At 57.2% G+C, this 17867-nt stretch carries 6 protein-coding genes and 1 pseudogene; 4 read left to right on the forward strand and 3 right to left on the reverse strand.

Annotation, left to right across the window (positions count from 1 at the left end):
* Positions 1-2526 precede the first annotated feature (2526 nt).
* Both ACFSQT_RS34755 and ACFSQT_RS34760 read right to left on the reverse strand, forming a co-directional pair.
* Positions 2527-2736 (reverse strand): asparagine synthase-related protein, encoded by a 210-nt coding sequence (locus ACFSQT_RS34755; RefSeq protein ID WP_379026548.1) that lies wholly within the window; start codon positions 2734-2736, stop codon positions 2527-2529.
* A 523-nt stretch (positions 2737-3259) separates the two neighbouring features.
* Positions 3260-3415: a hypothetical protein gene (locus ACFSQT_RS34760; protein WP_379026550.1), complete on the reverse strand. Its 156-nt coding sequence runs from the start codon at positions 3413-3415 to the stop codon at positions 3260-3262.
* 8854 nt (positions 3416-12269) lie between these two features.
* On the opposite strand from ACFSQT_RS34760, the pseudogene ACFSQT_RS34765 reads away from it, so the two are divergent.
* Together ACFSQT_RS34765 and rnd are read left to right on the forward strand one after the other, a co-directional pair.
* A pseudogene (locus ACFSQT_RS34765) lies at positions 12270-12452 on the forward strand (MFS transporter); the annotation flags it as partial.
* Between the two features lie 75 nt (positions 12453-12527).
* Complete coding sequence (rnd, locus tag ACFSQT_RS34770) at positions 12528-13679, forward strand: ribonuclease D (RefSeq protein WP_379026552.1); 1152 nt, start codon at positions 12528-12530, stop codon at positions 13677-13679.
* 34 nt (positions 13680-13713) lie between these two features.
* On the opposite strand, the gene ACFSQT_RS34775 is transcribed toward rnd, so the two are convergent.
* Positions 13714-15312 carry a TylF/MycF/NovP-related O-methyltransferase gene (locus ACFSQT_RS34775; RefSeq protein ID WP_379026554.1) on the reverse strand — a complete coding sequence of 533 codons (1599 nt, stop codon included), beginning with the start codon at positions 15310-15312 and terminating at the stop codon, positions 13714-13716.
* Positions 15313-15673: 361 nt separating this feature from the next.
* Between ACFSQT_RS34775 and ACFSQT_RS34780 the strand changes: the two genes are divergently transcribed.
* Together ACFSQT_RS34780 and ACFSQT_RS34785 are read left to right on the forward strand one after the other, a co-directional pair.
* Positions 15674-16540, forward strand: a complete 867-nt coding sequence (locus ACFSQT_RS34780) for a methyltransferase domain-containing protein (protein WP_379026556.1) — start codon at positions 15674-15676, stop codon at positions 16538-16540.
* Between the two features lie 58 nt (positions 16541-16598).
* The gene (locus ACFSQT_RS34785) at positions 16599-17840 is read left to right on the forward strand and encodes a hypothetical protein (protein ID WP_379026558.1); all 1242 of its coding nucleotides are present in this window, start codon (positions 16599-16601) and stop codon (positions 17838-17840) included.
* Positions 17841-17867 lie beyond the last annotated feature (27 nt).

A 17867-nucleotide genomic window follows, 5' to 3' on the forward strand; every position in this document is an offset into this window, starting at 1 on the left:
GCGGTTGTCTTCTGCGGGACCGGGGGGGCATCGGCAACCAGCAACCAACCCGCCAGGGGGCGCCCATCACGTCGGACAATCGCGTGGTCGTAGGATACGACATCCCCGAGGGATCAGAGACCGAGTGGCAGAATCGTGCATTTTCATCGGTTTCTTTGGGCCCATTGGCTTCCGACGCATGGGGGCGGCCTAACGGGGATTTCTCATCGTTCTGGTTATGGTTCTTTTGGCAACCCAATTTTGAGCGGTGTATGACAGACCCACGACATCTCGTTGTTCCTCGCGTGACAGATCGGTGTCATCCTTGTAGACACCACGCCTCGTAGTCTTGGAGTGAAAGTGTAGACCAACATGAAGGAAGTGACGCCTGGCCCGCGCGCGCATCTGGCGATGCCGGTGGTCCCATAAATGGTCGCAAATTTCACAATGTCGCGTGTCGCGGGAAAGCGTCGACCATGTGATCGGTGTCGCGATGAGATCACGGCTGAGCCCAAGTTCAAGAAACGGCGGATTGGATCTCTGCCGACATGGGTGGTTTGTGCATTATATTACTTTACGTCCGTGAGTCCATCGAGCACAGTCTCGCGAATCGACTATTGTACGAGTCGAAATGAACTGTCCCGCCCGCCCGAGCCAAAAGCTCAGGGCACCATGAGGTAAGTTCGTGAGCTTGTTCGCTTCAAGCCGGAGGCACGTAGGAATCCCACATAGCCCGGAGTTGGATCTGGCGACGGGGCTCATCTGCGCACAATCGACACGGGAAAGCCGGTCCTCGTCAGGCGCTATGCAGAGAGTAGATCGGATTCCTCGGCAGTACCTGACTCCCGTGTAGCAGGGTCGAATGCTCGACAAGCTCAAGCGGCCGAACGGCGCAACAGCTTATGACATTCCGACGCCGTGTGGTGAGCGCTCCGGGGTTGCAATTGTCGTTCCGCGGTGCCCCACGATCCGGCGCGCCATCGTGATCACGTGGCCTCGGAGTGCGAGCCGCACGGAGTATTGACGGATTCGTTGGTTGAGCGGATTGACGAACGCGATTCCTGCTGTCGAGCTTGTAGCCGCACTCGCGACCAGCACATTCCAGCCACCCGGGGCCTGTCACGATCGTTGTCCGAGTAGGCATGAACGTTACATTAATCCGCGTGTTCTGACATCTGCTATGACACGGTTGCAGTCTGTGACGAAGCCGAGGTGTCCCTTTGGTGCGCTGACAGAACAAAACGCTCGTTCGCCCGGACAAAAGTCTTGCGCGATGCGACGTATGAAGGGGTAGCCCGCTGCTGCCAGTCTGCAATCACCCGAAAACACACAGCGTTATATGGCGATGAGTGTGCTTGGCGATGGAGCTGAACAGTCACGCACCGAGCGAAAAGCTTTTCGGGCACCCCCCACAGTTTCTGTTGGCACGGTATTCACAAATCCGACGGTGGGCATCACGCGGGCCACGATGCCTGATGGCGTTTATGCGCTGCGACGAGGCGATGTCCCTGCCTGCGACACTCTCGCAACCATCCGTTTTCCCAGCACCACGATCAGCCGACCAGATCATCCGCGTTGCGAGCGACTATGTCCCGCGACTGTTGTGGCGAATAAGGACGGTCTCCAGCACTCGCGACCGAATGCCATCTCGTCGACCGAGCGACGATCCCAGAAACTGATCGCGATGCGAACGGCCGCGACGTCGCATTGTGTCCCCCCCCCCCCGGGAAACCAATCGTCGAGCGGCACACCGAAACCTAGGTGTCTTGCGGCGATCGAGTTATCTCGCGCGGAACAAGCGGGTACGCACTGGCCTCACGCAGGATCTCGCTGTGCCTGTCTCCTGCTCTTGAAATTTGCAAGTCGTCCGGAATATGCCCCGAATGCCAAAACTCAAATCAGCCTTATGAGTCCAGCAGGGGCACCATGGCCTCAAGACTGTGAGCCAGTCGTGGCTGAGATCCAGCGTGGTCATCAGGTTGTTTGTGAGCCATGTATGTCTCTGACCGTCGAAGTGTAGTAGCGCCGTTTTTTGCAGGCGTGTATTGGACGTGGCGGTGGGGCACCAGCGTTTTCCGAAGCTGGCATTACGTCGCGTACGAACGCACAAACGGTGGCCGGCGGCATGGTCCAGCCTGCCCTCCAGGCGAATTAATTCGAGAATTCCCCTCCTCACATGTGGGGAAAGCGTGGTGGCGGGCTGTTTTCACGGATGGTTTTCGGCAACGGCATCCTTGAATGGCCGAGACGCTTCGCGGGATGTACGCTCGACTGCTTGTCCGCTTGCTGCCGCGTATATCAACTCATCGCGCAGGCGGCGGGCTCTCGGCACGAAAACGGTGCATCACGTAACCGGATAGCAACCGCAAAAACCTCGTCACGGCGCTTCGCAAGGACAACACACTTTCACGTGCTTTAGCGCACGGCAACCTTTCGACCTAGAACATTATGTTCGGGGGAACATAGCTGCGTTCGCCGATGGGTGTCATCCATTCACAGCGCAGTAAGTATTGGTCCGGCGTGCCACGCTAGTGAAAAAGATCCTGCTCATCGAACGCCAGCACCGTTTGCGCCGTCGTCGACAGCGCTTTCGCCACCAGCGCGGAGGCCGCGCCTCGTCGCTGTTCCGCGCGGGTCGGAAATGTAACCGAGAGGTTGACCGCACGTCATCCGAGGAATTTCGACATCCAATGCCGCGACGAAGGTCGAGTCCAGTCCGCCGGAGAGGAAACATACCGATGGCACATCGGCGACCATCTGTCGCCCACCGTGTCCTCAAGCAAATCGCGGCAGCTGTTCCGTCGCTCGTTGGGAAGGAGCAGGCTCGCCTCCGGAGGCGCATCCGAAAAGCTCCAGTAGCGTCGTCGTTCAACCGCGCCGCCGTCGCGCCAGGTCAAAAATATGTCCGGGCGCCAAGCCGCATGACGTCGGCGAGCAAAGTCCGCTCGGTCGGCGCAAACGTGGTAGAGAGATAGGACACCAAGCGCACGCTCGTCGAGCTTGGGCAGCACAGGCCCAGATCTGACGAGTGACCGCCAAACTCAGAGGAAAAACGCGAGACCACAGTTGCGCTCGACGTAGTAGAGCGGGCTTGAACACCCCGAGCGGCTCTCAACGAGATGCGCTACCCCTTCTGCACATCGTCCCAGATGCAAAATGCGAACACGCCGTTCAGGCTGGCTCGGCCAGGAGCGTATGCCCATTGCTCAATAAGCCGTGCACCAGACCTTCCGGATGTCACTGGCGCTGCGGCAAGATATTGTCCATGTTCCCGGAAGTTTCACACGCCGCAAAGCTTGAAAATTGATAACACTCGCACGTTGAGAACGACCCGCACCGTGCTCTTCCGTTCGCCATGGGTTGAGTGGCCGCCGGCGATGTCGATGATCCCGCCAAATCGCCGGTTGCCTATGCCGATCGGGCCATCGATATGCATGCCGCTGTCGTCGGCCCGCGATGCGCATTCGCATCGCGTCGAGCATAGCCGCAAGCACAGCCGGCCCACGCGCCGGAACGATCGTTTGAGGAAGAAGAACGTCCTGCGATGCCGCCACAACGTGTACCGCGCCCTTGACTGGTATAAAGACGCGATCAGCGCCTCAGAACCGCTTGCTTACAAGACGTGCAATACAAAACGCCGCACGACCCTGCGGCACCTGCCCTTTTCTGCAGGTCGATCAGCGCTGAGCCCGAGCACGCAGTCCTCGGCATTCTGGGATTCGGCCGAGTAACCTCGATCTCCGCGGAATTTCTCGGCGAAAGCGAGGAAGCACGATGCGCGTTTCCAATCGCGATCGACCGGCCTTGATCGGCCCAACGCCTGATCCCGAGCACGCACCTCACGCGCCAGAAATTCGCCCGCGCCCGTCGAGCGCGCGCAGTTGCCCGGCCAGCGAACGGCTACGGTTCGCGTCGATGACCGTCGCTATGTCGCGCCTTCCGTTCCACGGGCCACGGCCTCGGTCAGGCGGCTCGATCGCGCTAAGCTGCAACGCTTGCTGCTTCTTCCAAACAAAATGGTGCACTACAGCTCCGCGACGAACTGCCTCGTTGCGACCCGTCAGGCTGCACGGCGCAGGGCTTTCGCGGCAGGCTTTGGGCCCGCCGCGGCGACCAATGCATTCTTCCAATTAGCCATCCCTGTGGATGTGCACGGAAACAGCTTGGCGAACGCCGCCACGGCGGCCGCATCGTATGTCCGCGACCGCCAAGCCGACCGCGATGGGAACCTCGCACCGCCGCGACACTCTCGATGCCTGCCAGTAGAGCGATGCTTTCGACAGGGCCGGGAGATATGATTGCGAAGTACGGCGCAATAAAGTGCTAGTAGGAGGTCGAGATGCGGAAGGCCCACACTCGAGCTGCGACCCGAGCACCGGCATGATCCTCGTTTGTGCACCTGTTGATAGGTATCGGGCGCGACCGCCCCCCGAACCACCGCGTGATCGGGCGCGCTTCACAACGCGTTCGCAAGGATGATACCGTGACGCGCAAGCTGGGCAGAGCTGTGCGACCGCTCTCTGTCGTTCGTGACAGGCTCGAAAATTCGGAAGCCAGTCGAGCGCGACGGGACAGGGTGAAATGGGTCTCCGAAATTGGACAGATTCTGGGGCGTCGCCGTCGATGTGCGTGATATCGTAGTCGGCCACACCGCGACGCCTTTGACCGCGCCCGACTGACGCAAAGAAACGCCGCAAGCAGTTCCGTGACTCTCGCCTCCGATCTGAAAGGAATTCAGCACCGGCTCCGGGCAGGATGTGCTGATACCGTGACCGCCAGCAGCTCCTGCACTGTTACCGTGGCTGATCGGAACGTAGGACCCGCGAGATGCGCCAGGCATCCCACGGATCCCAGGCTGTCATCGAACGCGGTCTTCCGCCGCGTTGGGCGCATTGCCCGCCTTGCACGAGCCCGCTTCAGCATACACGCCACTTCTCCGCTTTCTCGCGCGAATCCAATCTGACGGCTTACCGATCCAAGCATGGCCTATTGCGCCTCTCCAGCCCTCGATATTGTGGAAATTTCGTTCCAGAGGTGGTCCGGCATCTGAGGATCATAGAACGCACGAAAAATGTCGAAACTTCTCCAGCGATCGGCCCGCTCCGAACCGGCTGAATGGTTTGATTCGCAGGGATCGCACACGTCATAGCGCGTCGTATCCGGTCGGGCATTCGATAGGCACGATGATGTTGCCCGAAGACGTGTCGTGGAGAAAACATGTGGGGAATAAAAGAGTTAGTCGCGCCACCCAATGTTTCGAACGCGTGCCGAAAATCCCGCAAACGACTCGGATTGCACTGGCCCGTCCAGTTCTCGTCAAGCCAAATCTTCAACCCCAGAGCTCACAGTGCGCAAATGTCGTCCGGTTCGAAGCTTGGGGTGCGCCTTCGAATGAACAGGAAGTCGCGTCGGCCGCACTCTAGCTGAACGTGAAGCGAGCACTTCGTTGAGGGAGATGTCGCGGGTCAAGTGCTTCAAGCGTATCCGCAGCATCGAAAACGGACAGCCGACAAACATCGGTATGGGAAGGGACTGGTCAAGGAAATTGCACCAATACACCGCGACATACATGCGCTGCACCAGCGAGCGGACAACACCTCCGTCTTTGTTGTTGCGTAGATCGATGCACCAGGCCGGGAGGCGGCATTGAAGGGCGCTGACAGTGGTCGATCGAGGTGCCTGTTCCCGCAACCCAGATCAAAAACGCGTATTCAGTATTGGTCTGGATGTCAGGTCGCGGAAGAACTGGCGTCGTGCTATGCGCAACGGATCGGCGGCGCGTCCAGAAACTTGCCGGTCTTTGCACGCTGCTTGTCCCGCATGATGCGCGCGTGCGATCCAGCTTGGACCCGAAACACAGTGCTTTGGCTTTTGCCCACCAGCCACATGCGGCTCAGCTACGGCGCGCCTGAATATCATTCCGTGTGTCCCATGGGGGTGTAGCTCGTCGTCAGCACCTCGGCTCGCGCGCGTCAAACGTCTGAACCCTCAGCCCGCATGAGAAAATTGCAACATTCGCCAAACGCCCCGCACCACCTCAGCGTGATCAAAGTTGCGATTGAGATGTCAAAGGCAGTCGCAATTGCCAAGCTGGCCAAAAGACAGCCCGCATGACAGCGGTTCAAAGCCGAAAACAGTCAAGCGCCGCCCCGAGCGGGGAAGGACATATTGCGAGCTAGCCGGGATATGATTGAGCACCTGTAGCGCTTGGCCGAACATCTTCTTTGTTGCTAGCCTGATCGAGCGTCCGGGCATTCCCGGCGGTGTGTGCTTGGAATTCTTTGCGACTGAATGACTGAAACCACGGCCTAAAGGGACAGAGGCGATGAGTGGAAAAAGGCGAGAAATGCTACGGTCCGGAAAACCAAATTTGCAGTGTTTGTTCCCGACCTCATACCGGCCTACCAAGAACGTACACTGGCTTCAGCCCCTTCGCTTGACGCAACACGAGAAAGATCGCAAATACTCCGCGAAAGCGAATATCGCTCGACTGGAAATACGAAGGCTGGCTGCATGTCGAGGAGCGTTTGAGCTGTACGAATTCGCGTATTTTCTCGATGGACGGCATTTGGAAATAGGGAACCCCGATTATTGATTATCATTTCTTTACCCTCGCACCCGCTACGACCACCACCCTCCCACTCCTCCTGCACGTATCGCTGTCCTGTGTCGTCCCCGCGCTCGAGACTATTCCCCCTGTTGCATACTCCACGACCTAAACCCAGCACTGATATCGACACGAGATATGCCAACCCATGTATTGTGCGCACGACTGTGCCGCCACCCTTCTCCTCCGGTTTCTTACTATCTGCGGTACACCAACGCATCTACGACCCACCCTCCACTGTGTTGCACCACGTAAGCGTCACTCCTTTGCGATCACTCTGCCTTCCTCCCCTCCCACACACCCTCACACTGCATAGTTTCGCGTGTGACAGATGCTGATCTCTGACTCTTGGTTCAGTGAACTAGCCTTGACCCTTTCTGGCTTCACCCCCCCTCCTTTTCTCCTCCTTGGGCACACGAGCAGGAGATTCGCCACATCTCTCCCTTCTTCTGTCTACGCGTTCCCGCACAACCTCTCCTTTCTCTCTGATTAAATACCGTATGTATCCACATTGTTATCGTCAGCCTTGTTGTGTACCATACCCTTGGATGAGCATGACTTATTCCGCACTCATACCCTTTTCTCGCTACTGTCCCTTGGCCACGCGCGTGGCTGTGAGAGTGTTCGCGTTTCTGATTTTATTCACACGCATGTATCTGGTCGAGCGATGATATCCACGCCACTACTAAGGTTCGGCTCAGATCTCTCCTTTTTCCCCTTCCTCCCCCCTTCCCCCTCTCCCCCCTCTCTTCTTCTCTCTCCTCCCTTCTCCCTTTTCCTCCTCGCTCTGTATTCCTCGGCCAGCGCGCAGGTAGTTCCTCGGGAGCCACGTTAGTATCGCGCACGACTTCACCTATAGTGTCCCGTCTGACAGCACTCAGAGGGCTCTATCGGTCACGTTATGCAACTTTGAATCTTACAGTGGACGCTGCTACCGGATTGTCTGTACGGAAGCTGAACTCCGGCGTCCGTCCATCAGCGTTCACGACGAGCAATCGGCCTACTCAGCTCCCTTTGTCGCGTGACCGCCCACCGTCCCCATTTGACACGTCCACTCAGCCAGCCAGCTCACCTAATCGATCATTGTCATTTTGTCCACTACACTTACACACTACATTCGTCACTCGGACATGGCCCCTTCAAACGAGAACTAATGTACGATAACATCGCTCTTCTTCCGTATGACACGCTTTACTTCATCCCGACTCCTTTTTTTTCATATTATAACTTGGATCATTATTTCGTCCACCACGTTGTCACTTAGCCTGTCGCGTGTACCCTATTTGTGTTATCGTGTGCACGCACTTTCCACAGTCCGCCACTGTATGTCTTACTGTGTAGGAGCACGCCCATTACACGCTCCTCGCAACTGAAATAGTCAGTACCGGATGAACACGGCCCTGGTCCCCCGCCGCGTACCGCGAGGACTTTCTCCTCCACTTCGTAAGGCCCTGTTCATTCGTATGTATCTGTTATCACAAGCCCCACCGTCGCTCATATGGCTCACTAATATATGAAGGACATGCTGTACCGTTATATTCCTGCGCATACTCTATCACGATTTCCGCTTGCCTGCTATCTTGCATTTGTGAGTCAACTGTACTCGTATCTTGCTCGTGGACGTGTAGCTTTCGCCATTGTACCACTGTATCTGACACACGCGCCCTTTACCTTCTCTCCCGGCTTCTTGTCTTGTAACGATCTGTGCTTAATTGTTGCACCTTCCTCAGAAGTTCCAACATGTTTTGCTCCGCTTTGACTGCCCTTTCCTCTCTTGTCATGCGTATTTCGCCATATTACATAGCACACAGTCCACTCGCTACGCATCCTTGCTCTACTGTACCACACGATTGCCTGTGGGTACACTTGTATATCATCTCCCCCACACTACTACATACACCGCCACTGCAACTCCTGCCGGCGTTTCTATTGCATACTTGAATGCTACACCACCCTCTGAACAATCTTTCTGAGCGATATATACTTTAAGTGCGATTCATCGCGCACGATGAATGGTCTAGTGCCTCTGTATCTGACAAGTGCGCTATCTGGCGTGTACCCAAGCGCATGACAACTGCTCATTGTTCCCACCACATCTGACCACATCTGCTCTAGTATGCAAATTGGCGGTCTTGCCCAGCGTTCATGGGACATCGTACCCAGTCGGACCATAGACGCCCTCGACCCTCTACTTGTATTCCAAGCTTTAAATCGGAAGAGGGGATTTCATAATCGCACGATGTCAACTGCCTGCGTTCGAAGGCGGCGATATTTTCTCCTCCTCTAGCCAAGTAACGGAGCTCCATTTTCGATATCTACGGTGTATCTTCGTGAGCGATAGTCTGTCGCGGTCACGTGTCCAACACATCCCCCTCAATGCAATCGTCCCTCTACCTTCGTACGCATCAACATTATGATTCCAGCTGCACGCATGTTGTAGCAGCCGGCGATACATAGTGCCTCCCGTATATCCACGCGTCGACGTTTCTTGTCGACGTCTTCGTTCGCACCCTCTCGTACACGCGACCGGGCACCTTCATACCTGCTTCTTCCGCCCCCGCAACTCCCCCTAGACCTTCACACACTCCACCGCTTTCCCCGCCCGTTCTCTCATGTTCTGACCCTGTACACTCCACCCATTGCCCACGCACTCCCTACACAAGAACCTCTGCACTTAGTGTTGCACCCTCCCCGGCGGCATCTGGACGTGTTCTGTGCTCATCTTCTGCACCTCTGCCGCCCTCAGTTCCCTCCTTTTCCGTATCGCACGCTTCGAGTTACCACTGCACCGCCTGTTCCAGATTGTTATGCATCCTTGCCCCCGACCGGACCCCCCCACGCACCCCACATCCTCCTCACACACTCGACGTGTATGCACCTCAGCCTTCACCCATATCTTGAACCGTGTTCACTGCCATCTCCGCACTCCCTCCTATGTTATGCCCCCCCTTCCCCTCACGTACACACCCCTCGTATACACACGTTCCCACCCTAGTCACCAGTACAGCACCGAACGACGACACTCCGGTCCCCCGACCCCCCGTGTTTATTTGCTGTAGAGATGTCACTTCTAACTTAATCTTGATATCTTCCTCTCCTCTCCACACCCGGCACCACCTCTCCTCCTTTCCTCTTCCCTGCCATCTCCCCTCCCTTGCACTCACCTCTGTCGTGCTGCCACCTTACGTGACCACACAGTACTCCGGACTGACACTCTGCATCCGCTAGACACAACGTACCCCCAGCCCCTCTATTCGCACAAGCTGAGTCGCATCACCTCGCATCACCATAACGACCAGCACGGACTTATTCGTACCCTACCCATCCCAAATTTCTTTAATTCCACAGTCCTTGCCCGACATATGCTTCCTTGCTCATCTCCAACTCGGCCACATTGACCCACGTCCGTACAGCGCACATTCGAGCTCCTCCGCTCTACCTTTCCTCTCATCCGACACTTCTTGCGCCCCTCGTAGATGGTCTTTGCTTACCTGTTCTCTTCTCTGTTTTCTGTCGAGAAAATGCCTTATCAAGTGTTCCCTTTACACATGTTGCGTCACACGCGCCACAGTCTTCTACACGTGCGGTTCTTGTAGCGACTCCCGTGCGCACGTCCACTGCCCCCTATATCGTCCGTTCTTACGTCACGACCATTCGCCACTTAGAGGCTCTTATCGGCTATCTATCTTTGCATTTTTGCTACTTTTCTGATATTAGCCCTTCCTCAGATTCTGCGGTTTTGCTGATATTGCTAGCTGTATTTCTTGATATGGCCTCACCTTGCACCTATCGCGCGGTGGTTGCTTTGTTGGCACCCAGTGTGTTGTGTCTCGCGTAGGTTTCTTCCTATGCCTGTCAGGTCAGGCACATCACCATTGTCTCTTAGTTTCAGCCTAGCTCGCTCTGTATGTCGCAACGGTTTTTTCCTCTCGAGAGTGTTGCCAGCTCCTTACGGCTGCTCGATCTGTTGTCGTTGGTAAAGACATCGATCCAAGTTTTTTTTCTAGCGCCCGTGTGTATCGTGACTGCCAGCCGCGATTTACGCCTACGCAGATGTTATTGTCGGCGCAACAGCGGAACCTCCTGCGTTCCTTCTGTGCCCACCCTCTGGCTTGCAATCCTTATGTCGCGCCTACCAGACAACGCCGCACCACGCACTCTCGAGACTTCCTGCTCCGTCCAGCACGCGCACCCTTCCGCTCCCACCCCTGTTGTGCCACTTAACTCGTGGTCTGTTTCATCAATGACCTTGACGCTGTGTCCTAGCGCACCACACCAAGATACTTATTCCGCACTTTCAGCCCAACGCCACCCGACCTACTATCCCCTGCGCGATATGCCACTCTGCCGGGTGCCTACGCAACACAGTGTCACTACACGGTAAACGCGCGATGAGATCGCCTCCCCTGTGCTCATTTGCGATCCTTGAGATTGTATTATAAGAGAGCAGTACCTGAGCATGCCTTCGCGAGAGCACAGATCGACATGGGATATTACTCAACTTGTCTCGACGTACTCCTATGCCCTTCTCCCACTCCTCGTCCCTCTTTATTCACAGCTGTTTCCTCTCGAATGATACACGCGTCCATCAGACGTCGATTTCCCTGCGTGGGATACAGCAGTGATGTGATCGCTCCATTTCCATAGTTCGTCTCTCGTCTCCCCCCTCATCCCTTTCTTCCCCCACGTCACGCCGGGATTCGTCACCGTACTACGTCTGGATATGCAACTTAGGTATTATAGCTTCACACTACAAAACGTCGCTTGTCTTCCGACGAATGAATCAGACGGCTCGTCGACCCGCGCGACCTGCACAATCACTTCGTATCCTGTCCTTCGATATATGCACTGGCACACCTTCACTTCTTGTTCCTTTCAGCTTAGCTCATTAACCTGTCGTACTATTCATCGATGTCTTCCCTCTTCTCCGCCCCCCATTGTGTGGTGATCGTACTGTTGCACTCAAACATCACGCTTCGCTCCGTTCGACATGTGATCGTAACGGTTCCCCCCGTGTCCTCCTTAGATTGTTTTATCTCCCCATTTACCGCCACTTCGTGTTTTTAAGCAGCACTCCTTGTCTTCATAGCTCTGTCTTCTCGCGCGTTTATACTTCCGTATCCTGCCTTCTATCGCAGGTTGTGTCGCCCTCACCCTTGTTAATCTGTCGAGCTACCGTCTCTATTAGAACTTGTACTTCCGGTCTCGTGCTGTGCCCTTGGTTTGTTGATATGCTTCTTTCACGTCCCGGCACACGCCGATTAAACGTTCTGACTTTGAGCCCTCCTACGTGAGCAGGCACAGTTTGTTCCGAACGCAGGTTCCCGTCTTCGCGGACACCTCGCCAGCTCCGCCCCTCTGTATGCCCCCGCCTCTGACCTACACGACCCCTTTGCTTGCTTGTCCCGGGATTAGCCCTCGTACTCTGTCATTCCACTCGTGTTAGATGCGTATTCCTCGACCGTCCGATGCCCCCCCCTCGTTATCTCGATATGAGCGTGGCTTGTCCACGCATCTAGATACGTACACAGTGCGATGTACACCACGACTATACAAGTTTGCCTATCATATCGCGTAGCACGCACGCTCCTCCTTGTCCCCTCCCCCTCTTTCGCTGACAACCCCCTCCTTCACTTTTCACCGTTGTGTTGTGTGTTGTGTGAGATGAGATCGCATGACACGTGTGTTCGTGTTCAGCGCCGTCGTCTATGCGACGTTCATCGCCGTCATCCTCTACCGGATGCAGGCCCGCTCCGGCGTGCCGGCAGGCAGGCGCAGCCGCTTCACCGCGCTCCTGCGCACCTCGACGGTTTTCGCGCGGCTGGCCAAAAGAAACGGCGATTCCGATGGGCAGGGACCCTCATGACGATGGTGCCAAAGCTTGACGAAAGCGCTTCCGGCTGAAATCTAGGAAGACCTTACTCCTGCCAAAAGCGATTTGATGCACGTCATCACCACCCAGAAAGAACTCGAGACCGTTCTCGCCGCTTTCGAAAAGTCGGATTTCGTCACCGTCGACACCGAATTCATTCGAGAAACGACGTTTTGGCCGATCCTGTGCCTGATCCAGATGGCGGCACCCGGCGTGACGGCGCTGATCGATCCGCTGTCGCCCGACATCGACCTGAAGCCGTTCTTCAGGCTGATGGCCAATGAAGCTGTCGTCAAAGTTTTCCATGCCGCAAGGCAGGACATCGAAATCATCGTCCATCTCGGCGATCTCGTTCCGCATCCGGTGTTCGACACGCAAGTGGCGGCCATGGTCTGCGGCTTCGGCGACAGTGTTTCCTACGATCAGCTCGTGCAACGGATCACCGGCGCGCGGCTCGACAAGTCATCGCGCTTCACCGACTGGCGCCACCGGCCGCTTTCCGACAAGCAGCTCGACTATGCGCTGGCCGACGTCACCCATCTGATCGAGGTTTACCAGCACCTCAGCGCCGAGCTGGCGCGGGAAAACCGCGCTCACTGGCTGAACGAAGAAATGGATGTCCTGACCTCGCGCGAAACCTACGATCCGCATCCAGAAGACGCCTGGAAGCGGCTGAAGATGCGGCTTCGCAAACCGCAGGAACTGGCGATCGTGCAGACCGTGGCGGCATGGCGCGAACGCGAGGCGCGCGAACGCGACGTGCCGCGCGGCCGCGTGCTCAAGGACGACGCGATCTACGAGGTGGCGCAGCAGGCGCCGCGCGACGCGGCAGCCCTTGGCAAGCTGCGCACGACGCCGAAGGGCTGGGAGCGCTCCTCGACGGCGACGGCGCTGCTTGGCGCGGTCAATGCCGCGCTGGCCTTGCCCAAGGAGCAGATGCCGAAGTTGCCGAAGAATTTCCAGCCGCCCGAAGGCTCGAGTGCTGCGGCGGAACTGTTGAAGGTGCTGCTCAGGATCGTCGCTGAAAAGGAAGGCGTCGCCTCGAAAGTGCTGGCCTCCAGCGACGACATCGACCGCATCGCGGCCGAGGGCGAGGAGGCCGACGTGCCCGCACTGCAAGGCTGGCGGCGCGCCGTGTTCGGCGAGGCCGCGCTGAAGCTGGTGCGCGGCGAGATCGGCTTCAAGTTCGACAAGCGCAAGATCGCCGTGTTCGACCTTTAGCCGCCGGAAGCGGCCTTCTATTGAGCGACATGCATTAGGATTTTCGCCAAAACACTCCAAATCCGTCGATATCGACAATGGCCTCCGTTACGTTGCTCGCGCGGCGAAAATCCTCGACCGCCTTCGAACAGCCAGGCAGGTTGCCATCGTCGATTATGCAAAATCCCCCCGATGAAAGCTTGGAATACAAGTAGGTCAGGGCCTCGATGGTCGACTGGTACATGTCGCCATCCAGGCGCAAGACCGCCAATTTCTCAACAGGGGCGCTGGGCAGAGTATCCTTGAACCAGCCCTTCAGGAAAACAACCTGATCGTCCAAAAGCCCGTATTTTCGAAAGTTTTCTTGAACTTCTTCCAAAGAAACGACCAATTCCCGGTATGTATGATGTTCGTCGCCGGCGTCGGCGGGAAAAGCGGCGGGCTGCGGTGGAGGCAGCCCTGCAAAAGAATCAGCAACAAAAACTCTTCGGTCCTTGACGTCGTAGGCTGCCAGGACCGCCTTCATCATTATGCAGGCTCCGCCGCGCCAGACGCCGGTCTCAATGAAATCACCCGGAATTCGGTCGCGCAGGGCAATTTCGGCCAGCTGCCTGATATTTTCCATACGCTTGAGACCAATCATCGAATGAGCCTTCGAAGGCCAGTCCCGCCCCAGATACCGTCTTTGCGGTTCGAAGACTTTGGCGCTCCATTGATCCATCGCGGGGTCTTCATAGACATATCCCACAAGGACACGTTGCATAATGTCCAAATAGAGTTGAATCGGATGAAGTGCGTCCGGAAGCAGAGTTTCGTCTTGTTCTCGTTTGAAGGGCGATGCCGACGATTGAAGGTCGATCTTCGATTGCGCTGCTGGCATCAACGCGGTCGGCGAAAAAGAGCTGGAAGCCGCTTGCTCGTCGTAAACGCTATGGCGGCGCCGGAATACTCCGCAGCATCCGTAACATCCGTAAAATTCAAATTCATCGACCGAGAGCCCCTCGTCGACACCTATATAAACTCCATACTGTTCCGAACCCTCGCTGGGATCGCGCCGAACCTTATTGCGGTAGTCGACATAATCGTGGAACACGACAAACCCGCCAGGCGCAATCAAATCGCTCATCAATTGGCAGCAACTCAGCATGTTCTCGTAGGTATGAGAGTGGTCGACAAAACAGAAAGCGAACTCTCGTCGTTCCTGCCTCAAGCGTTTCATGACCTCGGTCGCATCGCCCACAACGATCGTGACGAGCCGATCAAGATCCTTCGCGGCGAGGTTCTTGGCCGCAATATCGGCCGCGGAAGGGTCTAGTTCGACTGTCGTTATCGTGTTCGATTGCCCGGAAGCCGCGACGGCCGTCGCAAGGATGGAGGTCGACAGCCCATGGTACGTTCCTAGTTCCAGAATGCCGCCATCGGAGAAATACGCGAATTCGTACAGCTTCAACGCATCCTCGACACGCAGCCAGCCTTCGATTCCAAGGTCGAGCGATATTCCCTTTCGCGGAGCATTTGCGATCTTCTCGTGGTTGGCGTCAACGAAGGGGCTGAAGCCAGTGTACGTTGGCTGGTAGGCCGGTATGAGGTCGGGAACAAACACTGCAAATTTGGTTTCCGGATGCCGGAGCAGTTCTCGCCCTTTTCCACTCATCGCCTCTGTCCCTTAGGCCGTGGTTCAGTCATCAGTCGCAAAGAATTCCAGCAACACCGCCGGGAATGCCCGGACGCTCGATCAGGCTAGCACAAAGAAGATTTCGGCCAAGCGCTACAGGGGCTCAATCATATCCCGCTGCTCGGCAATATGTCTTCCCCGCCGGGGCGGCGCTTGACTGTTCGGCTTGAACCGCTGTCATGCGGGCTGTCTTGGCCAGCTTGGCAATTGCGACTGCCTTGACTCTCAATCGCAACTTGATCACGCTGAGGTGCGGGGCGTTCGAATGTTGGCAATTTTCTCAATCGGCTGAGGGTTCAGACGTTACGCGCGCGACCGAGGTGCTGCGAGACACCACCCAATGGACCACAGGAATGATTCAGGCGCGCCGGTAGCTGAGCCGCATTGGCTGGTGGCAAAAGCCAAAGCACTGTTCGGGTCCAAGGCTGGATCGCACGCGCGCATCATGCGGGACAAGCAGCGGCAAGAGCCGGCAAGTTCTGACGCGCCGCCGATCGTGCCAGAGCACGACGCAGTTCTTCGCGAACTGACATCCAACCAATACGCGTTTATTGATCTGGGTTGCGGAACAGGCACCTCGATCGACCACTGTCAGCGCCGCTTCAATGCCGCCCCCGGCCTGGGCATCGACTACACAAAAACGGAGGTGTTGTCCGCTCGCGCGCAGGGATACGCGGTGTATTGGTGCAATTTCCTTGACCAGTCCCTGCCCAACCGATGTGTCGGCTTCGTTTCGATGCTGGATACGCTTGAGCACTTGCCCGCGGACATCTCCATCAACGAAGTGCTCGCTCACGTTGCCAAGGCGGCGCGCGACTTCCTGTTCATTCGACACCCAAGCTTCGAACCGGACGACATTGCGCAACTTGAAGCTCTGGGGTTGAAGATTGGCTGGACGGACTGGACGGGGCACAGCAATCCGATGTCGGTTGCGGATTTTCGGCACGCGTTCGAAACATTGGGGTGGCGCGACTACGTCATTATTCCCCACATGTTTCTCCACGACACGTCTTCGGAACACATCGTGCCTATCGAATGCCCGACCGATACGACGCGCTATGACGTGGCGATCCATCGATCCAAACCATTCAGCCGGTTCGAGCGGCCGATCGCTGGAAAGTTCGACATTTTCGTGCGTCTTGATCCGCAGATGCCGGACCACCTCTGGAACCGAATTTCCAATATCGAGGGCTGGGAGGCGCAATAGGCCATGCTTGGATCGGTAAGCCGTCAGATTGGATCGCGCGAGAAAGCGGAGAAGTGGCGTGTATGCTGAAGCGAGGCTCGTGCAAGCCGGGAATGCGCCCAACGCGGCGAAGACCGCTTCGATGACAGCCTGGGATCCGTGGGATGCCTGGCGCATCGCGCGGGTCTACGTTCCGATCGCCACGGCAGTGCAGGAGCTGCTGGCGGTCACGGTACAGCACATCCGTGCCGCGGAGCCGGTGCGGATTCTTCAGATCGGAGGCGAGCCGGAACTGCTTGCGGCGTTCTTGCGTCAGTCGGGCGCGGTCAAAGGCGTCGCGGTGGCCGACTACGATATCACGCACATCGACGGCGACGCCCAGAATCTGTCCAATTTCGGAGACCCATTCACCCTGGCCGTCGCGCTCGACTGGCTTCCGATGTTCGAGCCGTCACGACGACAGAGAGCGGTCGCACAGCTCTGCCAGCTTGCGCGTCACGGTATCATCCTTGCGAACGCGTTTGACGCGCCCGAAATCAACGCGGCGGTTCGTGCGGTCGCCGATACCTATCAACAGGTGCACAACGAGGATCATCCGGTGCTCGGGTCGCAGCTCGAGTTGGGCCTTCCGCATCTCGACCTCCTACTCACTTGGATTGCGCCGTACTTCGCAAATCTGATCTCCCGGCCAGTCGAAAGCATCGCTCTATGGCAGGCATCCGAGAGTGTCGCGGCGGTGCGAGGTTCCCATCGCGGTCGGCTTGGCGCGACCGATGCGGCCGCCGTGGCGGCGTTCGCCAAGCTGTTTCCGGTGCATCATCCACAGGATGGCTATTGGACATTGGTCGCCGCGGCGGCCCAAAGCCTGCCCGAAAGCCCTGCGCCGCAGCCTGACGGGCGCAACGAGGCAGCTTCGGTCGCGCTGATGCACCATTTGTTGGAAGCAAGCGTGCAGCGTAGCGCGATCGACCGCCTGACCGAGGCCGTGGCCGTGGAACGGAAGCGCGACAGCGACGCATTCGACGCGACCGTAGCCTCGCTGGCCGGGCAACTGCGCGAGCTCGACGCGCGGGCCGAATTTCTGGCGCGTGAGGTGCGTGCTCGGGATCAGGCGTTGGCCGATCAAGGCGCGGCGATCGCGATGGAAACGCGCATCGCCTCCTCGCTTGCCGAGCAAATTCGCGAGATCGAGGCTCGAGCCGAATCCCAAATGCACGAACTGCGTGCTCGGGCTCAGGCGCTGATCGACCTGCAGAAGAGCAGGGCCGGCAGGGCGCTGGCGTTGTATACACGTCTGAAGCAAGCGGTTCTGAGGCGCTGATCGCGTCTTTACCAGTCAAGGCGCGGT

Source organism: Mesorhizobium calcicola (assembly GCF_042682105.1).
Taxonomy (GTDB): Bacteria; Pseudomonadota; Alphaproteobacteria; order Rhizobiales; family Rhizobiaceae; genus Mesorhizobium; species Mesorhizobium calcicola.

Excerpts from the sequence above, each read along its gene's own strand:
- ACFSQT_RS34755 (WP_379026548.1), bottom strand. The coding sequence starts at position 2,736 with ATGGTCGCCGATGTGCCATCGGTATGTTTCCTCTCCGGCGGACTGGAC.
- ACFSQT_RS34760 (WP_379026550.1), bottom strand. The coding sequence starts at position 3,415 with ATGCATATCGATGGCCCGATCGGCATAGGCAACCGGCGATTTGGCGGG.
- rnd (WP_379026552.1), top strand. The coding sequence starts at position 12,528 with ATGCACGTCATCACCACCCAGAAAGAACTCGAGACCGTTCTCGCCGCT.
- ACFSQT_RS34775 (WP_379026554.1), bottom strand. The coding sequence starts at position 15,312 with ATGAGTGGAAAAGGGCGAGAACTGCTCCGGCATCCGGAAACCAAATTT.
- ACFSQT_RS34780 (WP_379026556.1), top strand. The coding sequence starts at position 15,674 with ATGGACCACAGGAATGATTCAGGCGCGCCGGTAGCTGAGCCGCATTGG.